The sequence below is a fragment of the Neisseria sp. HMSC070H10 genome, assembly GCF_001837635.1.
GTDB lineage: Bacteria > Pseudomonadota > Gammaproteobacteria > Burkholderiales > Neisseriaceae > Neisseria > Neisseria subflava_A.
This window is the reverse complement of record NZ_KV833385.1, coordinates 190,355-213,715: the sequence shown is the minus strand read 5'-3', so window position 1 is coordinate 213,715 and position 23,361 is coordinate 190,355. Positions and strand designations below refer to the sequence as shown.

The 23,361-nt window shown below is 50.0% G+C and carries 19 protein-coding genes; 13 read left to right on the top strand and 6 right to left on the bottom strand.

The window, feature by feature from the left end; translation table 11 throughout:
* The first annotated feature begins 22 nt into the window (after positions 1-22).
* The 4 genes from ppc (at position 23) to tyrS (ending at position 8,399) form a co-directional block, all read left to right on the top strand.
* Complete coding sequence (ppc, locus tag HMPREF2606_RS09720) at positions 23-2,725, top strand: phosphoenolpyruvate carboxylase (RefSeq protein ID WP_070843576.1); 2,703 nt, start codon at positions 23-25, stop codon at positions 2,723-2,725.
* 867 nt (positions 2,726-3,592) lie between these two features.
* On the top strand, positions 3,593-4,684 hold the full coding sequence (ychF, locus tag HMPREF2606_RS09710) for a redox-regulated ATPase YchF (RefSeq protein ID WP_049330669.1): 1,092 nt from the start codon (positions 3,593-3,595) through the stop codon (positions 4,682-4,684).
* A 484-nt stretch (positions 4,685-5,168) separates the two neighbouring features.
* Positions 5,169-7,028, top strand: a complete 1,860-nt coding sequence (locus HMPREF2606_RS09705) for an acyltransferase family protein (RefSeq protein ID WP_070584772.1) — start codon at positions 5,169-5,171, stop codon at positions 7,026-7,028.
* A gap of 75 nt (positions 7,029-7,103) precedes the next feature.
* A complete protein-coding gene (tyrS, locus tag HMPREF2606_RS09700; protein WP_070584770.1) occupies positions 7,104-8,399 on the top strand; it encodes a tyrosine--tRNA ligase in 1,296 nt (431 codons plus the stop codon).
* 174 nt (positions 8,400-8,573) lie between these two features.
* Here the strand turns inward: tyrS and hslO are convergent, their stop codons facing one another.
* On the bottom strand, positions 8,574-9,470 hold the full coding sequence (hslO, locus tag HMPREF2606_RS09695; RefSeq protein ID WP_070843574.1) for an Hsp33 family molecular chaperone HslO: 897 nt from the start codon (positions 9,468-9,470) through the stop codon (positions 8,574-8,576).
* Between the two features lie 260 nt (positions 9,471-9,730).
* Between hslO and HMPREF2606_RS09690 the strand changes: the two genes are divergently transcribed.
* Complete coding sequence (locus HMPREF2606_RS09690) at positions 9,731-10,360, top strand: C40 family peptidase (protein WP_070646619.1); 630 nt, start codon at positions 9,731-9,733, stop codon at positions 10,358-10,360.
* Between the two features lie 8 nt (positions 10,361-10,368).
* Positions 10,369-10,590 carry a hypothetical protein gene (locus HMPREF2606_RS09685; RefSeq protein ID WP_004519529.1) on the top strand — a complete coding sequence of 74 codons (222 nt, stop codon included), beginning with the start codon at positions 10,369-10,371 and terminating at the stop codon, positions 10,588-10,590.
* Positions 10,591-10,671: 81 nt separating this feature from the next.
* Here the strand turns inward: HMPREF2606_RS09685 and HMPREF2606_RS09680 are convergent, their stop codons facing one another.
* From HMPREF2606_RS09680 to dxs, 3 genes are read right to left on the bottom strand one after another with little or no spacing between them, the layout of a single operon-like run.
* On the bottom strand, positions 10,672-12,072 hold the full coding sequence (locus HMPREF2606_RS09680) for an L-serine ammonia-lyase (protein ID WP_070843573.1): 1,401 nt from the start codon (positions 12,070-12,072) through the stop codon (positions 10,672-10,674).
* Positions 12,073-12,111: 39 nt separating this feature from the next.
* Positions 12,112-13,122: a glycosyltransferase family 2 protein gene (locus tag HMPREF2606_RS09675; protein WP_070843572.1), complete on the bottom strand. Its 1,011-nt coding sequence runs from the start codon at positions 13,120-13,122 to the stop codon at positions 12,112-12,114.
* A 35-nt stretch (positions 13,123-13,157) separates the two neighbouring features.
* Complete coding sequence (gene dxs / locus HMPREF2606_RS09670) at positions 13,158-15,047, bottom strand: 1-deoxy-D-xylulose-5-phosphate synthase (RefSeq protein WP_070843571.1); 1,890 nt, start codon at positions 15,045-15,047, stop codon at positions 13,158-13,160.
* Between the two features lie 133 nt (positions 15,048-15,180).
* Between dxs and orn the strand changes: the two genes are divergently transcribed.
* The 6 genes from orn to HMPREF2606_RS09640 all read left to right on the top strand — a co-directional run bounded on the left by orn (position 15,181) and on the right by HMPREF2606_RS09640 (position 19,990).
* Complete coding sequence (gene orn / locus HMPREF2606_RS09665) at positions 15,181-15,738, top strand: oligoribonuclease (protein WP_039862353.1); 558 nt, start codon at positions 15,181-15,183, stop codon at positions 15,736-15,738.
* Positions 15,739-15,801: 63 nt separating this feature from the next.
* Positions 15,802-16,224 (top strand): 6-carboxytetrahydropterin synthase QueD, encoded by a 423-nt coding sequence (gene queD / locus HMPREF2606_RS09660; protein WP_070713592.1) that lies wholly within the window; start codon positions 15,802-15,804, stop codon positions 16,222-16,224.
* A gap of 73 nt (positions 16,225-16,297) precedes the next feature.
* Positions 16,298-16,669 (top strand): DUF1304 domain-containing protein, encoded by a 372-nt coding sequence (locus HMPREF2606_RS09655; protein WP_070713595.1) that lies wholly within the window; start codon positions 16,298-16,300, stop codon positions 16,667-16,669.
* Between the two features lie 105 nt (positions 16,670-16,774).
* The gene (locus HMPREF2606_RS09650; protein ID WP_070713886.1) at positions 16,775-17,410 is read left to right on the top strand and encodes a 7-carboxy-7-deazaguanine synthase QueE; all 636 of its coding nucleotides are present in this window, start codon (positions 16,775-16,777) and stop codon (positions 17,408-17,410) included.
* A gap of 333 nt (positions 17,411-17,743) precedes the next feature.
* A complete protein-coding gene (locus tag HMPREF2606_RS09645) occupies positions 17,744-19,330 on the top strand; it encodes an L-lactate permease (protein WP_070713597.1) in 1,587 nt (528 codons plus the stop codon).
* A gap of 297 nt (positions 19,331-19,627) precedes the next feature.
* Complete coding sequence (locus HMPREF2606_RS09640; RefSeq protein WP_070460395.1) at positions 19,628-19,990, top strand: ACP-like domain-containing protein; 363 nt, start codon at positions 19,628-19,630, stop codon at positions 19,988-19,990.
* A gap of 137 nt (positions 19,991-20,127) precedes the next feature.
* Here HMPREF2606_RS09640 and dnaN read toward each other — a convergent pair whose 3' ends face one another.
* Positions 20,128-21,231 (bottom strand): DNA polymerase III subunit beta, encoded by a 1,104-nt coding sequence (gene dnaN / locus HMPREF2606_RS09635; RefSeq protein WP_004520410.1) that lies wholly within the window; start codon positions 21,229-21,231, stop codon positions 20,128-20,130.
* A 106-nt stretch (positions 21,232-21,337) separates the two neighbouring features.
* On the bottom strand, positions 21,338-22,906 hold the full coding sequence (gene dnaA, locus HMPREF2606_RS09630) for a chromosomal replication initiator protein DnaA (RefSeq protein ID WP_070713600.1): 1,569 nt from the start codon (positions 22,904-22,906) through the stop codon (positions 21,338-21,340).
* 319 nt (positions 22,907-23,225) lie between these two features.
* On the opposite strand from dnaA, the gene rpmH reads away from it, so the two are divergent.
* A complete protein-coding gene (gene rpmH / locus HMPREF2606_RS09625) occupies positions 23,226-23,360 on the top strand; it encodes a 50S ribosomal protein L34 (RefSeq protein WP_002214728.1) in 135 nt (44 codons plus the stop codon).
* The last annotated feature ends 1 nt before the right edge of the window (position 23,361 follow it).

Sequence of the window (23,361 nt, the reverse complement as noted above, 5' to 3'; positions counted from 1 at the left end):
ACATTTAAATAAGAGAAAAATCATGCAACTGCATATCTTAAATAATCCAAAAGATGCCGCTCTGGCGGCGGATGCGGAATTTTTAAAACAGTCTCTTTTCAATCTGCTGCATGAGGAAGCGTCGCCTTTGGTGGTCGAAACCGTTAAGTTATTATCGACTTCAGACGACAGCGCCGCCTTGATTGAAAAGGTGTTGCCGCAATTGGACGAACAACAAACCCACGATTTAACCTTGGCCTGCGGCCTGTTCGCGCAGATTTTGAACATCGCCGAAGACGTGCACCACGAACGCCGCCGCCAAATCCACGAAGATGCCGGCCACAGCGCAGCAGAAGGCAGCCTGACGGAAACCGTGCGCAAGCTCAAAGCCGGAAAAGTCAACGGCAAAGCGTTGCAACAACAACTGGACAATACAGTCGTTACCGCCGTTTTGACCGCGCACCCGACCGAAGTGCAACGCCAAACCGTCTTGAGCTTCAACCGCCGCATCCGCGCGCTGCTGCCGCAACGCGAACGCTGCACCAATCCTGATGCGCTGGCTCAGTTACGCCGAGAAATCGACACCGTGCTTTTGGGCTTGTGGCAGACCAGCGAAACGCGCCGCCACAAACTCAGCGTCAACGACGAGATCAACAACGGTGTATCCATCTTCCCAATGAGCTTCTTTGAAGCCCTGCCCAAACTCTACCGCACAATGGAACGTGATTTTCAGACGGCCTATCCCGGCGTCCGCGTTCCGAATATCCTTAAAATCGGCGGCTGGATCGGCGGCGACCGCGACGGCAACCCGTTTGTTTCTGCCGAAACCTTGCGTTTTGCGTTCAGACGGCATGCCGACGCAGTGTTCCGTTTCTATCGTGGCGAACTCGACAAACTCTACCGCGAATTGCCGCTCTCCATCCGCCGCGTCAAAGTCAACGACGATGTGATGGCACTGGCCGCCCTCTCACCTGACGAAGAAATCGCCCGCACCGAAGAACCCTACCGCCGCGCCATCGCCTACATCATGGCACGCGCCATGGGCAAGGCACGCTCACTAGGTTTGGGCATGGGCTGCAAATTCGGCTTCCTCGAGCCTTATGCCACGGTCGAAGAGTTCCTCACCGACCTGAAAAAACTGCAACGCTCGCTCCATGAAAACGGCAGCCAACTGCTGGCAGAAGGCCGTCTGTCCGACATTATCCGCAGCGTATCCGTGTTCGGCTTCCACATGATGCCGCTCGACCTGCGCCAACACGCAGGCAAACACGCCGATGTGGTTGCCGAGCTTTTCCAACACGCAGGCTTGGAAGACTACAACAGCCTGAACGAAGAGCAAAAACAAACCGCCCTGTTGCGCGAATTGAGCCATCAACGTCCGCTGTACAGCCCGTTCATCACATACAGCGACCATACCCGCCACGAACTGGCAATTTTCAACGAAGCGCGCAAAATCAAAGACGAATTTGGCGAAGATGCCGTTACACAAAGCATTATTTCCAACTGCGAACAACCCAGCGACCTGCTCGCCTTGGCATTGCTGCTGAAAGAAAGCGGCCTGTTGGTGGTGGAAAACGGCAAACCGCACAGCCGCATCAATATCGTGCCTCTGTTTGAAACCATCGAAGCGCTCGAAAACGCCTGTCCGGTCATGGAAACCATGTTCCGCCTCGACTGGTATGATGCCCTGCTCGAAAGCCGCGGCAACATCCAAGAAATCATGCTGGGCTACTCCGACTCCAACAAAGACGGCGGCTACGTTACCAGCTCATGGTGTCTGTATCAGGCCGAATTGGGCTTGGTCGAACTCTTCAAAAAATACGATGTCCGCATGCGCCTGTTCCACGGCCGCGGCGGCAGCGTAGGTCGCGGCGGCGGCCCATCTTACCAAGCCATCTTGGCGCAACCTGCAGGCAGCGTTGCCGGACAAATCCGCATTACCGAGCAAGGCGAAGTCATTACCGCCAAATACGCCGACCCGGGCAATGCCCAACGCAACTTGGAAACCTTGGTCGCCGCGACTTTAGAAGCCAGCATCCTGCCGGACAAAAAAGACCCTGATGCCAAACTGATGCAGGATTTGTCGGACGTATCGTTCAAATACTACCGCGAGCTGATTACCCACCCCGACTTCATCGACTACTTCTTGCAAACCAGCCCGATTCAGGAAATCGCCACCCTCAACCTCGGCAGCCGTCCTGCCAGCCGCAAAACCTTGGCGCGGATTCAGGACTTGCGTGCGATTCCGTGGGTATTCTCATGGATGCAAAACCGCCTCATGCTGCCGGCTTGGTACGGTTTCGGCAGCGCAGTGGAAACCTTGTGCGAAGGCAATCCCGACACACTGGCCGCCCTGCGCGAACACGCCCAAAGCAACCCGTTCTTCCAAGCCATGCTCTCCAATATGGAGCAAGTAATGGCAAAAACCGACATCACCTTGGCGGAAAACTATGCCGGCTTGAGCGAATCGCCCGATAAAGCAAAAGTCATCTTCGGCATGATTAAGGAAGAATACCAACGCAGCCGCAAAGCACTGCTCGACTTGCTGCAAACCGAAGAGCTCCTGCGCGACAACCGCAGCCTCGCCCGTTCGCTTGCCTTGAGGATTCCATACCTGAACGCCCTCAATGGCCTGCAAGTCGCCATGCTCAAACGCCTGCGCAAAGAGCCCGATAATCCGCACGCACTGCTGATGGTTCACCTGACCATCAACGGCGTGGCGCAAGGTTTGCGTAATACCGGTTAAGTCAGTACGGAAAAAAGGCCGTCTGAAACAGTTTTTCAGACGGCCTTTAAACTAACTGCGAACCGCGGCAAAGGTTTTACCCACAAACTCCATACTGTTTCTCAACCTGCTTGCCACTCTGACCCTATTCATTTAACTTACCCTGTATTTCAGACTATTTGGAGAAATAGCAGATAACCCTCTGCTAAATCAAAGTGTTCACTTAAGCATGACAACCACTTCAGCATGATGGATGGTCGGCCTACTGACATACCTTACTGCGGCACCACCCCATATCGCCGCACAATAAGCTTTCAGACACCCTGAGGCCGTCTGAAAAACGAAAACATCTTACGCCAAGGCAACTATCATTATGTTTGACATTGTATTTATCTTGTTATTCGGCAGGCTTCAGCCCCACAAAACACCCGACTCATCCGACACGCCCCTCCCTTTTGGGAGTTCGGCTGCAGGCTCAGCTTTAATTTATTTATGCATACGCATAGGGACAATCATCCTTTATGGTTCGATTTCCGAAGCCATTGACAGCCTCCCCCTCATTCTGTTTCAAACAATCTGCATGTTCGGCTGTCTGGTTTTGTATTTCAAAATGTTACGTACCGCATCCAACCCGAAACACCGTCAGATGATTTATTGGGTACTGGGCATTCTTTTGGGTTTGATCTTAAGCCTCCTATCCGAAAAATTGTTTTATTTAATGGCTTTATTCATTTTCTCATTCTTCGGAAGCACAATAAGCTGAATGCCTGACCCTTCTTTTTTCAGACGGCCTTTTATTATAAGAACACACCAGCATTGCGGCTGTTTTGAGTACCTTCACAATATGCTATAATCCGCCGTTAAACTTTTATCTTTTCAGGAAAAACCATGAGCTTGAAATGCGGCATCGTCGGTTTGCCCAACGTCGGCAAATCCACCCTCTTTAACGCGCTGACCCAATCGGGTATCGAAGCGGCAAACTATCCTTTCTGTACCATCGAACCCAACGTCGGCATCGTTGAAGTCCCCGATCCGCGTATGGCTGAATTGGCAAAAATCGTCAATCCGCAAAAAATGCAGCCTGCCATCGTCGAATTTGTCGATATCGCCGGTTTGGTTGCAGGTGCGAGCAAAGGCGAAGGCCTGGGCAACCAGTTCCTCGCCAACATCCGCGAAACTGACGCAATTGTTAACGTTGTACGTTGCTTTGACGATGACAACATCGTTCACGTTGCAGGCAAAGTCGATCCTATTGCCGACATCGAAACCATCGGCACCGAGTTGGCACTGGCTGACTTGGCCAGCGTCGAAAAAGCCATCGTCCGCGAAGAAAAACGCGCACGCTCAGGCGATAAAGACGCACAAAAACTGGTCGATCTGTGCAAAAAACTGCTGCCTCATTTGGACGAAGGCAAGCCTGTACGCTCCTTCGGCTTAGACGCAGAAGAACTTGCCATGCTCAAACCGCTGTTCCTGCTGACTGCCAAACCTGCCATGTACGTCGGCAACGTTTCCGAAGACGGTTTTGAAAACAACCCGCACCTCGATCGCCTGAAAGAATTGGCTGCAAAAGAAAACGCGCCGGTTGTGGCCGTTTGCGCCGCGATGGAAAGCGAAATCGCCGAATTGGAAGACGACGAAAAAGCCGAATTCCTCGCTGAAATGGGCTTGGAAGAACCGGGCCTGAACCGCCTGATTCGTGCCGGCTACGACCTCTTGGGCCTGCAAACCTACTTCACCGCCGGCGTCAAAGAAGTCCGCGCCTGGACCATCCACAAAGGCGACACAGCCCCACAAGCCGCCGGCGTGATTCACACCGACTTTGAACGCGGCTTCATCCGTGCCCAAGTTATCTCCTACGAAGATTTCATCGCTTTAGGCGGCGAAGCCAAAGCCAAAGAAGCCGGCAAAATGCGTGTGGAAGGCAAAGAATACGTCGTACAAGACGGCGATGTGATGCACTTCCTGTTTAACGTATAAACCCAGTGTAACGCTTTTTCAGACGGCCTTTTCTAAGATTAAGGCCGTCTGAATTTATTTTCAGACGGCCTCATGTCTTGAAATATCAACAAAACAAGACATCATCTCCATAATAAATGCGGGCATGGCCCGTAATTTTTCTTGCTTAAAATCTCTCGTTTCTTACCTACGCCTCACCTAAAAATAGCGCAAGATTACATCATCAATAACAATACCACTGATATGACAATAAATAATTAAACAATACCACATCGTATTGATTCATTATAAAAACAACATATTAAACATTATGTTGAAACTATCAACCGTATTCCTACTCTAATCTATTACTATTCAAACGCATATCATCAGCAATCATTCTAAGAAGGCAAACAAACTGCCCAGTACTGACAAACGATGGCCGACCTCCGAAATACTGCCATTCTCGGCAGGAATCACTTTTCAGACGGCGCCATTAAAATAAACTAATTAAAATCAAAATATTATGAGCAAAGTTTTATCTTACCGCCCAGATATTGATACATTGCGTGCCGTTGCTGTTCTATCCGTTGTCGTTTTCCATATTGAAAAAAACTGGCTGCCTGGCGGCTTTCTTGGTGTTGATATCTTTTTTGTCATTTCCGGCTATCTGATCACGATGATTATCCATCGTGAAATGAGTAGCGGGATTTTCTCGTTCAAAAAATTTTACATCCGCCGTATCAAGCGGATACTGCCCGCATTTTTTACCGTATTGACGGTAACGCTGATATGCGGCTTTCTTTTATTCACCAAAGATGATTTCTTTCTTTTATGGAGGACAGCCCTGTCCACCTTGGGGTTCATCTCCAATATCTTTTTTGCCAAGGGTCAGGGCTATTTCGATCCCATACAAGAAGAAAAACCTTTGCTTCACATTTGGTCTTTATCGGTCGAAGAACAATATTATTTCGTCTTCCCGATATTGCTGTTGCTGGTTGTCCGCAAAAGCTGGCGCACCCAGTTTGCCTTCCTCATCACGCTATGCGTATTCAGTATTTTGGCTTCTTTTATACCGACTGCGCTGGATAAATATTACCTTCCCCATCTGCGCGCCTGCGAAATGCTGATCGGCTCGTTGACGGCAGTGTGGATGCAATATCGGCAACAACAAGGGCTGGATACCGGCAAACAATATGCAGCGGCAGGCGCATTACTTTCCGTATGCGTACTGTTTGCCTGCCTGTTTACCTATACGGAAAAAACTGCCTATTTCCCGGGGCCTGCCGCCGTCATTCCTTGTTTGGCCGCCGCCGCATTCATTTACTTCAATCAATTTGAACACCGGCTGAAAAAATTTTTCCAATGGAAGATTACTGTCGGCATAGGCTTGATTTCCTATTCGCTGTATCTGTGGCATTGGCCTGTATTGGCTTTTATGAGATACATCGGTTCAAATAATCTGCCTTCGTATTCGACTGCGGCCGCGATTGTCCTCATGTTCGTACTCTCTCTGCTTTCTTATTATTGTGTCGAGAAGCCGTTTAAAAACTGGAAAGGCTCTTTTGCCCAATCTGTGACATGGGTTTATGCCGTCCCCATGCTTGTTTTGGCCATTACGCCTTTTCTTGCCATGAAGCTCCCGTTTATGCAGCAATACGACCGTATGGGATTGGCACGTTCCTACACTTCTTGTCACAACAATACCGACAAACAGTGTATTTGGGGTGATACCGACAAACAGCCGGAATTACTGATTCTAGGCGATTCGCATGCCGACCAATATAAAACGTTTTTTGATACCGTCGGCAAAAAAGAAAAATGGTCGGCAACGATGGTTTCTGCGGACAGTTGCGCCTATGTAGAAGATTATGCCGCACCCGTATTCAAGAAAAACGCCTCCTGCCGTGCCGTTTATCAATATGCCAAAGAGCATCTGCCCCAATATTCAAAAGTGCTTTTAGCCATGCGCTGGGGCAGCCAAATGCCTGAAAACAGCCATTCCCTTGCTTACGATGCCGATTTTTTCAAAAAATTCGACCTCATGTTGCAAAAACTTTCTTCGGAAAAACAAGCGATTTACCTGATGATAGACAACCCTAATCTGTCATACAACGGCTTGCGCGCCTATATTCTGTCTTACCGCATACCGGGATTTAGTCAGAATCTTGCCATTGATGAAACAGTCACTTCAAAAGGAAATGAACGCATCAAAGAATTGGCAGAAAAATATGCCAACGTGCATATTATCGATGCCACTGCCTATATTCCGGAGAACTTCAAAATCAACGGATTGCCGGTTTATTCCGATAGAGACCACATCAACCCTTACGGCGGCAGAGAACTGGCCAAGCGTTTTTCTGAAAAACACACGCTTCTTCAGTAAGCCATAGCCATTCATCCGATGAAATTTGTTACAATTAGCAGTTTGTAAAACTGCTAATTTTTTTGGAAGATAACAATGAGCGTCATCAAAGACCTACAATCGCGTGGCTTAATCGCGCAAACTACCGACATCGAAGCCTTAGACGCTTTGCTAAACGAACAAAAAATTTCCCTCTATTGCGGTTTTGACCCGACAGCAGACAGCCTGCACATCGGCCACTTGCTGCCTGTATTGGCATTGCGCCGTTTCCAACAAGCCGGCCATACGCCGATTGCTTTGGTGGGCGGTGCGACCGGCATGATCGGCGACCCAAGCTTTAAAGCCGCCGAACGCAGCTTGAATTCTGCTGAAACCGTTGCCGGTTGGGTTGAAAGCATCCGCAACCAACTGACCCCTTTCTTAAGCTTTGACGGCGACAACGCGGCCATTATGGCTAACAATGCCGACTGGTTCGGCAGCATGAACTGCCTCGACTTCCTGCGCGACATCGGCAAGCATTTCTCTGTCAACGCCATGCTGAACAAGGAATCCGTCAAACAGCGTATCGAGCGCGACGATGTGGGCATTTCCTTTACCGAATTCGCCTACTCCCTGCTGCAAGGCTACGACTTTGCCGAATTGAACAAACGTCATGGCGCAGTTTTGGAAATCGGCGGTTCCGACCAATGGGGCAACATCACTGCCGGTATCGACTTGACCCGCCGTCTGCACCAAAAACAAGTATTCGGCCTGACCCTGCCTTTGGTAACCAAATCCGACGGCACCAAATTCGGTAAAACCGAAGGCGGCGCGGTATGGTTGAACGCAAAGAAAACCTCTCCGTATCAGTTCTACCAATTCTGGCTGAAAGTGGCCGATGCCGATGTGTATAACTTCCTGAAATACTTTACCTTCCTGTCCATCGAAGAAATCGATGCCATCGAAGCGAAAGACAAAGCCAGCGGCACCAAGCCAGAAGCGCAACGCATTCTCGCCGAAGAAATGACCCGTCTGATTCACGGCGAAGAAGCCCTTGCAGCCGCCCAACGCATTTCTGAAAGCCTGTTTGCCGAAGACCAAAGCCATCTCACCGAAAACGACTTCGAGCAGCTGGCACTCGACGGCCTGCCGGCTTTTGAAGTTTCCGAGAGCCTCAACGTGGTGGAGACTTTGGTGAAAACCGGTTTGGCGTCTTCCAACAAAGAAGCGCGCGGTTTTGTAAACAGCAAAGCGGTTTTGCTCAACGGCAAACCTGCTGAAGCCAACAATCCGAACCATGCCGCTGAAAAACCTGACGATGCCTACCTGCTGACCGACGAACACAAACGTTTCGGCAAATACACCATCGTCCGCCGCGGTAAACGCAACCATGCTTTGTTGGTTTGGAAATAATCTTTAAACGCATCGTTTAAAAACAAAAGGCCGTCTGAAAACCAAGTTGTTTTCAGACGGCCTTTTATATGGATGCATCACAGCAATGAAACTGTGCAAAAAGAAAGGACAGAACTTACGCTCGTCCTTTTTTCTCAAGAGTCAAACTGCTTTAAGAAACTTGCTTATTTCGGATTACTGCAAACGCTCATTTTCTTGGCGTACAGCATTCACCACATCCGCGCCAAACAAAGCGTTGACATCGGTTTCATCAAACACATACTTGCTATGGCAGAAATCGCAATCGATTTGAATGCTGCCTTGTTCTGCCACCACGCCACCGACTTCCTGACCACCAAGCATCAACAGCATATCGCTGACTTTGCCACGGGAGCAGGTGCAGGCAAACTCGATGGCTTCCGGTTCAAAAACGCGGGGCGGGGTTTCATGGTAAAGGCGGTAAAGGGCGTGATGCGCATCCAAACCGGTCAATTCTTGCGGAGTAAGCGTTTGCGCAAGCGTAGTCACATGCTCCCACGCGGCATCATCCAATTCTTCTTCCGGCAGGCGTTGCAGCAATAATGCACCTGCTGCTTGGTCGTCGGCGGCAAGCGTAATATAGGTATCGAGCTGCTCGGAACGTTTCATATAGTTGACCAGCATTTGCGCAATGCTGTCGCCTTCCAGCGGCACAACACCTTGCCAAGGGTCGGCATCTTTAGGCTGATGGGTCAAAACGAACACGCTGTTTTCGCCCAACAGCGCAGTCAGGCTTTCATCATCACGAATTTCAGCGGTTCCGTCCCAACGCGCGGTAGCACGGACAGTATTTTCAGAAGTCGCTTCCACCACCAACATTTTCAGACGGCCCTGACCTTGAACTTGAACAATCAGCGTGCCTTCGTTTTTAAGGTTGGCAGACAATAAAGAACCGACGGCCAACAATTCGCCCAATGCGCGACGGATGGCGACAGGATAATGTTTTTGGTTGACGATGTGGTGCCAAACCTTTTCGAGGCGGATGTGCATGCCGCGGATAGGCATATCGTCGAAGATAAAGCGTGTACGGATATCGCTGTGATTTTGTGTCATGTCAGTCTCTGAAAATAAATCAATGAATGCCGCTTATATGGTTGCAGCGGCGGATAAATCAAGCGAAACCGCATTTAATGTTTTTCTAGTTTGTTTGGAAACAAGGGTTTAACGCAAAATAACAGCAGTTTTTTTGCCAAAAAGACGGTTTTTGAATACAATCAAGCAGATAACAAGAGAATGATACGGGATAACATCTCAGAAACCGGCAATGTGCCTGCAATCGGCAGGGAATGCCTTCTGAAACGGAAGTTTTTATAATGAATTTTTTACTCCGGCTCGCAGCAGTTTGGACTTCGGTCGCCATGCTCGCGAGCGTCAATTTTTCTTACGCCGATGATTTGGAAAACCTGATTACCACCCGTCAGCATGTTTTAAACCAATTCAACGACAACGCCAACGTTTACGGCAATACGCGTCAGGCAACCCCTGTCCACCCCGTCAATACACGCCCCGCTCCAAGCAACAATACGCGCGCACCTTCAGGTAATTCAGACGAATTGATCGGCAGCGCCATGGGCTTGCTCGGCGTAGCCTACCGCTACGGCGGCACATCAGCCTCTACCGGCTTTGACTGCAGCGGCTTCATGCAACACATCTTTAAACGCGCCATGGGCGTAAACCTGCCGCGCACCTCTGCCGAACAGGCGCAAATGGGCGTTGCCGTGAACCGTTCCGAGTTGCAGCCGGGCGACATGGTCTTTTTCCGCACCATGGGTCGCGGCCGTATTTCCCACGTCGGCCTTTACATCGGCAACAACAATTTCATTCACGCGCCGAGAACGGGCAAACGTATCGAAATTACCAGCCTCGGCCACAAATATTGGAACGGAAAATACGCCTTTGCCCGCCGCGTGAAGAAAAACGACCCATCCCGTTTCTTGAATTGAGGTGCACGATGGCGATGCCGCAAATGCCCAAATGGTATGACGACGACGGTCAGATTGTTTCCTGCACCGAAAAAGTCAAAGTCATGACCGAAAACTTAAACGAACTGTACCAAATAGCGCAGGACGCATTTGAAGACGCGCTGCTGATGGGTTGCTCCGAAAAACAGTTGCGCGAATACTTCCGCGACTTAATGGCCGGACTGGAAAACCCTTATCAAAAAAACGGTTAGTGATTCGATTCATACAAAAAAAGGCCGTCTGAAAGTTTCTCAGACGGCCTTTTTTTATCGGGCATATCCCCTACCCTATCGCTAACATTCCACCACGCGCACGGATACCGGTATGGCTTTTTTCTGCAAGGTAATGGCTAGGCCTGCGAGTGAGGTTTCTTTGTAGGTTGCCTTCATATCGCGGCCGGTTTGCAACATGGTTTGAATCACTTCATCAAGTGAGACTTTTTTATCTGTGCCGTCTTCCAAAAGCGCGAGGGTGGCGAGCTTGAGGGCTTTTTCGGCGGCGATGCCGTTGCGCTCGATACAGGGGATTTGCACCAAGCCGCCGACAGGGTCGCAGGTCAGACCCAAGTGGTGTTCCATGGCCATTTCGGCGGCGTTTTCCACTTGTTTGGGCGTGCCGCCGATAACTTCGGCGTATGCGCCCGCCGCCATGGAACACGCCACGCCGACTTCGCCTTGGCAGCCGACGTCCGCACCGGAAATCGACGCGTTGGTTTTGTACAAAATACCGATGGCGCCGGCAGTCAGCAGGAAATCTTCGACACGCGATTGGTTGGCGTGCGGATTAAATTTGCGGAAATAGTGCAAGACGGCGGGAATAATGCCTGCCGCTCCGTTGGTCGGTGCGGTTACGACACGGCCGCCGGCGGCATTTTCTTCATTGACCGCCATGGCGTACACCATCGGCCAAAGCTGAGTATTGACGATTTCGCTCTCGCGCAGGACTTTGAGTTTGGCCGCCAACTGCGGCGCGCGGCGACGGACGTTCAAGCCGCCCGGCAGCTGCCCTTCCGCACCCAAGCCGCGCTTGATGCAGTTTTCCATCACATCGGCCACGGCAGCCACACGGTGGCGCACTTCCGCTTCATCGCAACCTGCCAACGCTGCTTCATTAGCCAACACAACTTCGGAAATATTCAACTGGTTCAGACGGCATTGTGCCAACAACTCGTCGCAGTTTTTGTAAGGATATGGCACGTCCGAATTTTCCTGCGCTTCTTGTGCAAACCCTTCATCTATTACGATAAAACCGCCGCCAACCGAATAATAAATCTGCTCTTTCAGCTTCAGGCCGTCTGAATTGTAGGCGATAAAGTTCAAACCGTTCGGATGTTTGGGTAACACTTTGTCGCCGCGGATATCCAAATCTTTTTCAGGATTGAAAGCCATTTCACGGCCGTTGAGTTTTAAAACGTGTTGCGTGCGGATGCGTTCCAAGCGTTGGGGGATGTCTGCAAGCGGAATATCGTGCGGCAGGCTGCCTTCCAAACCGAGCAATAATGCGTCAAATGTGCCGTGTCCGATGCCGGTCAAGGCAAGCGAGCCGTACACTTCAATGACAATGCGCGCCACTTGTGTATCTAAGTTTTCGGCATTCAGCAAATCGGCAAAAGCGGCCGCAGCCTTCATCGGGCCGACGGTGTGCGAGCTGGACGGACCGATGCCGATTTTGAAAATATCAAAGATGCTGATCATAAGGTTTTCCTATCATTGTGTGTGCGGGCTGGCTGTTTTTCAGACGGCCTTAAGGCTTAAAGAGGAATCTTTCGCACCGCTTGCCAATGCAAATACCAAATGTCCGACAACCATCAAAGGATCACCTGCTCCCGGCGAGGTGTATTTCAGCGTCAGCGGTTTTTTACGCAAGGGTTCGTAATGACTGACTTCACACTGTGAGGCCTCTAAACTTGTAGAACCGGCACGGTATTTGTACGCCAACAGCCGTAAATTGTTCAAGTCCATCTTCATGCCACTGTCCAGCAATTCGCGCAACTGGTTTTCCCAGGCAATATCGGTACTTCCGTCTTTAATGGCAATCAAGATGGACTTTTCGAGGATTTTTTTGATGTGCTGGTTCAAGGAGCGGATTGGGAAATGCCCCAGCCACAACAAATCGGTCTCTGCAAATTGTGCGGAAAACTGCTCGATAAACCAGGAATGTAAACCTCGATAATTCGGCGAATGAAACAGGGTTGATTTAACCTTGTTGCCATCTTTATCCAACATGTAATGGCAACCGATAATCACGCTGCAAGATTCGGCAGCCCATCTGGGAATAATGACTTTGGGGGTAAAGAGCGTTTCAAGGCGTTGCTCGGTAAATTGTGTGGTGAAATCGGGGTTGTATTGCAACGATGTCGGTAAATAGCCGCGCCAAAGGTACATGCCGATCCTGTTTTCGCCGATGACATCCAATAGTTGTTCCAGCATGGTACGGCTAGGACATGAAATAAATTCGTCCGCATCCAGCGGAAAAACGAAATCTATCGCTTCATCTTTTGCTACAAGCTGCTTCATAAGCAGGTTTACTAATTGGTCTTGATTGAACTTGAGCGCTTGATATTGATAGATAAATACAGGTAAACCTTCTTCTTTCAATTGAATCAGGATTTCCCTTGTACCATCGCTGCTGCCATGATCGATGATGTGCATTTCATCCATCAGCTCGAGATTATGACGGACAAACGATTCGATAACGTCGTTTTCGTTGCGCACCATACTGATGCTGATTAATTTTTTTCCCATAAATTACGCAATGTATTGAGATGTTTTAATATTTTTCAGACGGCCTCTATCCAACCGGCAATCCGTTTTTCAACGGATTCGGCATTCAGCCCCAAATCGGCTAAGAGTTTTTTCGGGTCGCCGTGTTCGGTAACTTTGTCTTCTACACCCAGCAGCAATACCGGTTTGCAGATGCCGTGTTTCGCCAACACTTCCAACACTGCGCTGCCTGCGCCGCCTTGTTCGGCGTTTTCTTCGGCGGTAACGATGTAATCGTGGCTTCGGGCAAGACGGACGATCAGCTCTTCATCTATCGGTTTGACAAAGCGCATATCGGCAACAGTGGCGTTCAGCTTGTCGGCGGCGGTCAATGATGGGGCAACCATGCTGCCAAAGGCAATAACGGCAATTTTCTCGCCTTCGCGACGGATGATGCCTTTGCCGATTTCAACGGTTTCCAGGCCGTCTGAAACGGTTGCGCCCGTGCCTGTACCGCGCGGATAACGGACGGCGGACGGAGAGTTTGCCTGATAGCAGGTTGAGAGCAGCAGGCGGCATTCGTTTTCGTCGCTTGGTGCGGCAATAATCATGTTCGGAACGCAACGCAAAAAGCTCAAGTCATATAAACCGGCGTGGGTCGGGCCGTCTGCACCGACAATACCTGCACGGTCGATAGCAAACAAAACAGGCAGGTTTTGCAAGGCAACGTCGTGTACCAACTGGTCGTAAGCGCGTTGCAGGAAAGTGGAGTAAATCGCCACGACAGGCTTAATGCCTTCGCATGCCAAACCGCCTGCAAAGGTAACGGCGTGTTGCTCGGCGATTCCAACGTCGAAATAGTGGTCGGGGAATTGCTGTTCAAACTCAACCAAGCCGCTGCCCTCGCGCATGGCAGGCGTGATGGCAACCAAACGCTCGTCAGCCGCCGCTTGGTCGCACAGCCATTGGCCGAAAACTTGCGTATAAGTTGGTTTGGCCGCGGCAGGTTTGACTTCCGGCGCAGGCACTTCGCTCGGCAGCTTGGCAACAGCGTGATATTTGACAGGATCGTTTTCGGCGAATTTGTAGCCGTTGCCTTTTTTGGTGATGACGTGCAACAACTGAGGGCCTTTTCGGCCGCGCAAGTCTTTTAATACGTCCACCAGATTTTCAACGTTGTGGCCGTCCACCGGGCCGGTGTAACGGAAACCGAAGTTTTCAAACAAAGACAGCGACTGTTTGGCGTGTTCCGCTTCGCCTGCCAAGGTTTTGATTTTGTTTTCGACTTTTTGGGCAAGCTCCATCGCGCCGGGCAATTTGTCCAATACTTTGCTCGATTGGGCTTTGATGGTGCTCAACAGGCCGTGCATATCGCGCACGACGTTGCTGGCAAGGTATTTCGGCAGCGCGCCGACATTGGGGGAAATCGACATTTCGTTGTCGTTGAGGATGACCAGCAAATCGACATCCATATCGCCTGCGCAGTTCAGGGCTTCAAACGCCTGACCCGCCGTCATGGCTCCGTCGCCGATGATGGCAACGCTGCGGCGGTTGTTGCCCAACTGTTTGTCCGCAACGGCCATGCCCAAAGCCGCGCCTATGGATGTGGAAGAATGCCCCACGCCAAATGCGTCGTATTCCGACTCGCTGCGTTTCGGAAAGCCCGCCAAACCGCCGTATTGGCGCATGGTGTGCATTTGATTTTTGCGGCCGGTCAGGATTTTGTGCGGATAGCTTTGATGGCCGACATCCCAGACCAAATGGTCTTCGGGCGTGTCGTACACATAATGCAGGGCCACCGTCAGCTCGACCGCGCCCAAGTTACTGGCGAAATGGCCGCCCGTCTTACCGACGGAATCCAACAGAAATTCGCGCAATTCGGCGGCGACTTGCGGCAGCTGTTTTTTCTCCAGACGGCGCAAATCCTGAGGCGTATCGATAATATCGAGCAAAGGGCTTGGGTTCATGATTTTTGGCGGTGATTTTTTGTGTAACGGACGATTATATCAAGAGATTGCACAACTTGTTACAAATGCTTTCAGACGGCCCGAACCTTTATCCTTTATAATACTGCCAACTGAAAACACAAGGCCGTCTGAAATGACCCAAAACGCAAACAATCTCTGCTGGCTCGATATGGAAATGACCGGCCTCAACCCGGAACACGACCGCATTATCGAAGTTGCCATGATCATTACCGATTCCGATTTGAACGTACTGGCGCAATCGGACGTTTACGTCATCCATCAAAGCGACGAGTTGCTCGACGGCATGGACGAGTGGAACACCGCCACCCACGGCCGTACCGGCCTGACCCAACGCGTGCGAGAATCCAAACTGACCGAAGCCGAAGTCGAGCAAAACCTGTTGGACTTCATGTCCGCATGGATACCCGAGAAATCCACGCCCATGTGCGGCAACTCCATCCATCAAGATCGCCGCTTCATGGTCAAATACATGCCGCGTTTGGAAGCCTATTTCCACTACCGCAACTTAGACGTGTCCACGCTGAAAGAATTGGCCAAACGCTGGAATCCTGCCGTTGCCAAAAGCGTGGTCAAACGCGGTTCGCACAAGGCATTGGACGACATCCTCGAAAGCATCGAAGAAATGCGCCATTATCGCGAGCATTTCCTCAAACTCCCTTCCGAACAATAATCCCAAGGCCGTCTGAAACCGGTTTGACACCGTTCAGACAGCCTGATCGGCTTCCCTCATCTCATGAAAATCACCAAAATTTTTACCTTCGATTCCTCGCACATGCTCGACGGGCATGACGGCAAATGCCAAAACCTGCATGGCCACACCTACAAACTCGAAATCACCGTCTCCGCGCCCGTTATCCAAGGCGGCGCAAAAGACGGCATGGTGATGGACTTTACCGACCTGAAAGCCATCGTCAAACAACACATTACCGACCCGTTCGACCATGCCTTCATCTATCACGGCGACAACGAACGCGAAAGCCAAATCGCCGCGCTTTTGGAAGGCTGGAACATGAAAACCCTGCGCTTGCCCTGCCGCACCACAGCCGAAAACATGAGCGTAGAAATGTATGGCCGTCTGAAAAATGCCGGTGTCAAAGTGTGCAGCGTGAAACTATGGGAAACGCCGACGTCGTGTGCAGAATATGAAGGAGACTAAACCGGCATTTTGTATTTTTCAGACGGCCTGTTCCACAAACACACCCATCCGCTAAACATCAAAAGGAATCTTCATGAAAATCATCTCCACCCTCCTCGTCCTCTTCGTCGCTGTCGAACACTTCTACATCGCCTGGCTCGAAATGACGCAAATCCCAAGCGAAAAAGCGTCAGAGCTGTTCAACATGCCTTACGAATTTATGGAACAAAAGCGCGTGCAAACCCTGTTTTCCAACCAAGGCCTGTACAACGGTTTCCTCGCCATCGGCTTGGTATGGGCGCGCTTTGCCGCACCCGACAACGCGGTTTACGGCGCGACCATCCTGTTCCTCGGCTTTGTCCTCATCGCCGCCGCATGGGGCGCGTTTTCATCCGGCAACAAAGGCATTTTGCTCAAACAAGGCTTGCCGGCATTTTTGGCCGCCGCAGCCGTCATTGCCGCTTAAACACACCAGCCGTTCTTTCCACTCGAACTAACAGAAAGAATGGCTGCCTCAACCGATTTCTTAAAACGCTTCACCACAACAATTAAAACCCCACACCCGACATTCATGACCATTCACATCACGCCGAACAATCCCCAATACCGCATTGTCGAAATCTTTGAAAGCCTGCAAGGCGAAGGCTGGAATACAGGCATGCCCGCCGTTTTCATCCGTTTGGGCAAATGCAATCTCGCGTGCAGCTGGTGCGATACCGACTACCTCAAATTCGGCATGATGAGCCTGTCCGATATTTTGGGCCGTCTGAAAACCTACACGGCGCGCAATATCATCATTACCGGCGGCGAACCCACCATCCAACCGCATTTGGATACCCTGCTCAATGCACTCAAAGCCGAAGGCTATTTCCTGTGTATCGAAACCAACGGCCTCAACCCCGCGCCGCCGCAAATCGACTACGTTGCTACCAGCCCTAAGGCCTGCTACGCCGCCAAATATCAATCTAGTTGCATCGAGAAAGCTAATGAAGTGCGCATTGTTGCCGACGGCGATGTCATTGCGTTTTGCCAAGAGATGGAACGCAAAATCCTCGCCCAACATTACTACCTCTCGCCTTGCGAGCAAGAAGGTGTGATGAATATCTACGACACCATCCGCCAAATCGGTGTGTTAAACAGCCGACCCGATGCACTCGTCCATTGGCAATTGAGCGTACAAACGCATAAATGGGCAGGAATAGAATAATTCGTTTGAAATCAATTAAAAACAAAATCTTTACAAAATATTGAATGTAAATACCATTCGATATCCGACCAAATGAACTGCTGGCAAAGCTCTCAGGCCGTCTGAAAACCCTATTTCAGACGGCCTTTTTTATTACAAACCTCTTGACCGATTACATAAGATTACGTAAAGTGTGCAACAGTTTTCATAAATTGGTAAAACCAATTTACCTGATAACTGGTTGCATCTAAAAAAAATAGCAATCCTTATTCGAAAAACATTAACTACTCAACACATCGCATCAAACCGCCATTGATTGACGGTTATGATGCTTGTTGCCCCGAGGATAATCCCATGGCTCTCTTTCTCAGTATTTTTCCCATCGTGCTGCTGATCTGGCTGATGGTTAAGAAAAACAGTATGCCGTCCTACGTCGCGTTGCCGATTACCGCCGCGCTGATTTATGCCATCAAACTGTTTTATTTCGGCGACGACGCCATGTTGCTCAACGCAACAGCCGCGTCCGGCCTCGTCTCTACCCTGACCCCGATTACCGTAATTTTCGGTGCCATTATGTTTAACCGCATGATGGAAACCACCGGCTGTATCGATGTCATCCGCAAATGGCTGGCCACCATCAGCCCGAATCCGATTGCCCAGTTGATGATCATCGGCTGGTCTTTCGCCTTTATGATTGAAGGCGCATCCGGTTTCGGCACACCTGCCGCCATTGCCGCGCCAATCCTGATGAGCTTGGGCTTCAACCCATTAAAAGTAGCCATCTTCACTTTGGTCATGAACTCCGTACCCGTATCCTTCGGTGCAGTAGGTACCCCGACTTGGTTCGGCTTCGCTCCTTTAGGCTTGGATCAAAAGAGCATTATGGAAATCGGTATGCAAACCGGCGTAATGCACTTCTTTGCTGGTTTCATCATCCCTGTGATCGGCTTGAGCTTCATCGTACCTTGGGCTGAAATCCGCAAAAACTTGGGCTTCATCGGTATCGCCGTATTCTCCTGTACCCTTCCTTACGTTGCATTGGCGATGGTCAATGAAGAATTCCCATCTCTGGTTGCCGGCGCAATCGGCCTGATGGTATCCGTATTCGCCGCAAACCGCGGCTGGGGCTTGAGCAAAGATTACGCCAAAGACCCGAATGCAGAAAAAGTACCTTTCGCACAAGTTGCCAAAGCACTGGCTCCTTTGGGTATGCTGATCGGCATGCTGGTGATAACCCGTATCAAACAGCTGGGCATCAAAGGCCTGCTGACCAGCAAAGAAGAATGGTTCAGCTTCCAACTGCCGTTTGATTTGTCCAAAATCACCGTCAGCGACTCCCTGACCATCACCTTCGGCAACATCTTCGGCCAAGGCGTAAACGCTTCCTACCAAACCCTCTACGTTCCGGCTTGGATTCCGTTTGTCTTCACCGTTTGGATTTGCATCCTGCTGTACAAAACCAAATTCAAAGATGCGTGGTCTTTCTACGCTGCAACCTTCAACCAAACCAAAAAACCTCTGCTTGCCCTGATGGGTGCGCTGATTATGGTTCAACTGATGATGGTTGGCGGCGACGACTCCATGGTGAAAATCATCGGTAAAGAGTTTGCCGCGATGGCAGGCGAACACTGGGTGTACTTCTCCCCATACTTGGGCGCAATCGGTGCATTCTTCTCCGGCTCCAACACTGTATCCAACTTGACCTTTGGTCCGATTCAACAACAAATCGCGCTTGATACCGGCCTGTCCGTTACCCTCATCCTCGCCCTGCAATCCGTAGGCGGCGCAATGGGTAACATGGTCTGCATCAACAACATCATCGCCGTATGCAGCGTATTGAACGTAAACAACGCCGAAGGCGCGATCATCAAGAAAACTGTCATCCCGATGAGCATCTATGGCGTCATCGCCGTGACTATCGCTTCAATTTTCTTCTTGTAAACCGCTTCATATCAAAGGCCGTCTGAATATTCAGACGGCCTTTTTTGTATTCTTTTGCTATATTTCTTAAAGAATCATTAATGTATATATTCCGCAACAACCCGTATAACCACTTTGCAACACCAAATTACAAACAACTTTCTATTAATAAACAATCAGGTAAGCATAAGTAAACACTGTTTTGCAATTTACCTAATTGTCACTACCACCAAAACGCCTACAATATGCTTCATCTGCAAACGAAAACCCTTTCTCACTTTGCAAGATAACACACAACCCTCATATGGAGCTTAGATCATGAAATTACTTTCTGTTATCACTGCAGCCGCATTGGCTACTGTTTCCTTCTCTGCTGCCGCTGCACCTGCCGGCTTCGTTTCTTACCATTGTGACGGTGGCAAATCACTGAACGTGATGTACGGCTTTGACCGTAGCGGCCGTGCAGTTACTGCTGACGTAAACGCCGGTGGCAAAAAAGCCTCTTTGGTTGTCAACAAAAAACGTTCTGACAGCACTGGCACTACTTTCACCAACCGTCAAGGTTATGCAATGTCTGCCGGTTTCATCGACAAAAACACCCACACTACTTCTGAAGTAGTTGGCGTGAACGCCCCTAACGGCTCATTCCTGGTGAAAAACTGCGAACCACGTCCACGTTAATCCCAGTTTTCCTATTTAACCGAATCATCCCGGTTTAATCAAAAGGCCGTCTGAAAAACAATTTTCAGACGGCCTTTTGATTCAATCCTATAAAAAAGAGCGTGTCCCGTACACGCTCTTTTTGTTTGTTCACCCAATTAAATACGCATCGGCATTACGATGTATTTGAAGTTCGGATTGTTCGGCACGGTAAACAGCGTTGAACGGTTGGCATCGCCGAAAGCAAGCTGCATATCGTCGGAGTGGATATTACGCAACACGTCCATCAAGTAGCCGATATTGAAACCGACTTCGAGTTCTCCGCCTTGGTAAGCGATTTCCAGCTCTTCGCGCGCTTCTTCCTGCTCGTTGTTGCTACATACGACACTCAGCAAACCTGGCTGCAAGAACAGTCGTGCACCGCGGAATTTTTCATTGGCAAGAATGGCGGCACGTTCGAGCGCACCCAAAAGCTGAGTACGGGATACGAGGAAAATCTTGTCGTTATCCAAAGGAATCACGCGGTTAAAGTCAGGGAACTTGCCGTCGATGACTTTGCTGACAATAGTCGTGCCATTGCATTGGAAGCGTACTTGATTGTCCAAAAGCTCAACGGTAATGGACTCGGACGGATTGTTCAACAGCTTAAAGAGTTCCAATACCGTTTTACGCGGCAGGATCACTTCCGTTTTCGGCAGTTCTGCTTCAATTTGGCTGGCCGCATAAGCAAGGCGGTGACCGTCGGTTGCAACAAGGCGCAGTTGGTTTCCTTCAACCTGCATCAGTAAGCCGTTGAGATAATAGCGGATATCTTGAACTGCCATGCTGTATTGCACTTGCGAAAGCATGGTTTTGAAGGTTTCTTGAGTCAGCGAGAAAGTCGCGCTGACGTCGCTGCCGACGTTCATCAACGGAAAGTCTTCAGCAGGCAGGGTTTGCAGGGCAAAACGGGATTTGCCCGCGCGCAAAGTCAGACGGTTGTCCGCCCAATCCAGTGACACCAGCGCACTGTCAGGCAGGGCGCGCAGAATGTCTTGGAATTTTTTAGCGTTGGTCGTAATGCGGAAATCGCCTGCCTGACTTTCAGGGCCGGCGGTATTGATTTGGATTTCCAAGTCGGTTGCCAAAAGTTTGGTTTGTCCGTCTTTGCTTTCCAGCAACACATTGGACAAAATCGGCAGAGTATGGCGACGTTCGACAATACCGGTAACGGCTTGCAACGGCTTGAGCAGACTGTCGCGATCGGCTTGTAAAATCAGCATGTTCCATTCCTTTGAATTTGAAATCGGTTGATTTGGGTATTTTAAAATATTTTTTGTTTTCAGACGGCCTCACATTGACATCAGGCCGTCTGAATATTGCATTGGGTCAGTTCTGAATCAAAATCAGCAGTTTCTCGTAGTCTTGCGCCAATTCGGGATCTTCTTCGCGCAGTTTCGCCACCGCTTTGACACCGTGCATCACGGTTGTATGGTCGCGACCGCCAAAGGCATCGCCGATAGAAGGTAGGCTGAGCGCGGTCAGCTCTTTGGTCAGGCTCATGGCAACTTGGCGAGGACGGGCGATGTTGCGTGTGCGTTTTTTACCCAATATATCGCTGATTTTAATACGGTAGTATTTGGCTGTCGCATCGATGATGATGTCGGCAGTAATGACTTTGTGTTTCTCGGCAATAATATCCTGCAAAGCCGTACGCGCCAAATCCATGTCGATGACTGGGCGGTTCATAAAACGGCTGCTGGCGCTGACACGGTTGAACGCGCCTTCCAACTCACGCACATTGGAGCGGATCAGATTGGCAATAAACAGAGCAGCTTCGTCTTCGATACTGATACCGGCTGCTTCTGCCTTTTTCTGCAAAATCGCCACGCGCATTTCCAATTCGGGCGGTTCGAGTTCCAAAGTCAACCCCCATGAGAAACGGGATTTGAGACGGTCGTCCATGCCCTCGATTTTGGCAGGCAATACGTCGCACGTCAGAATCAGCTGTTTTTTCTCGTTGTGGAAATGGTTGTACAGATAGAAGAATTCTTCCATCGTACGGTCTTTGCCTTTGATGAACTGAATATCGTCGATAATCAGCAGGTCATATTGCTTGTATTGTTGCTTGAACACATCATAAGTGTTGTTGCGCACAGCCTTCATAAAGCTGCGGATATAGTCGTCCGAGTGCATATAGCGCACTTTGGCATCAGGACGGTTTTTCAGCAATTCGTTGCCAATGGCCTGCACCAAGTGGGTTTTACCTAAACCGGTACTGCCGTATAAGAAAAACGGGTTGTAGCCCTGCCCCGGATTTTCAGCAATCGCTTGGGCGGCTGCGGCGGCAAGGCGGTTGCCCTTACCTTCCACCAAAGTTTCAAATGTATAGTCGCGCGACAGATTGGTCTGTTCGTAGCGCGCTTCTTCCGCATCGTGTTGTGCGTCGGTTTTGGCTTTGGCAACTGCTTTAGACTCAGCCGGAGCGGCAGTTTGTACTTGAGGCTCATGCGGCAGGTTTTTCATGCGTTGCGCCAAAATCTCGGCAGCCGTCATGGCAGCGGCAGGCTTGGAAACCGTTTCAGACGGCCTATCTTCTTCCACTGCCACAGCAGTTTGCAAAGGCATTTGAACAGGCTCTACAAATTCTTCAACTTCAATGACTTCTTGCACTTGCACCGGCGCAACAACCTGAGCCGCCATTTCATAATGCGTACCTACGCCCGGCTTAAACGCAAACGCAGCCTGCTGAGGCACCAATTCGGCACGCACGGCGTCAATTTTGGCGGCAAACTGGCTTTTGAGCATATTGCAGGCAAATTGGTTTTTACCATACACCACCCATACGCCGTTTTCTTCACCCACGGTCAAAGGCGCAATCCATTGCGCAAACTGCCCGGCAGGCAACATTTCGTGAAGGCGGCAAAGGCACAGCGGCCAAAATTCAGCTAACGTCATGAGATTAAGCTCGGAAAATGGAAGATTTGGGAAATACAAGAAGGCAGAGCAGACAGGTAATCCGATAAAAATCAAATTTTTACGATACTCCCACTGCTTTCAGACGGCCTTGCGCACAGAGAAAAGCAAGGTTGGGCGATTATACCCATTCCGCTCTTTTTTATCCACAACCGCCGCAAAATTTTATCCACAAATTCTATCAATGCATCAAACTCGTTGTCACACTTTAGCCAACGAAAAGTTTTTATATTGATTGACAAAAGCAACAAATTGGAGTGTAATTCACGGTTTAATTATCTACCAATTTTTAGGAAACATCATGAAACGCACTTATCAACCTTCCGTTACCAAACGCAAACGCACCCACGGCTTCTTGGTTCGCTCCAAAACCCGCGGTGGTCGCGCAGTATTGGCTGCCCGTCGCGCCAAAGGCCGCAAACGCCTGGCTGTATAAT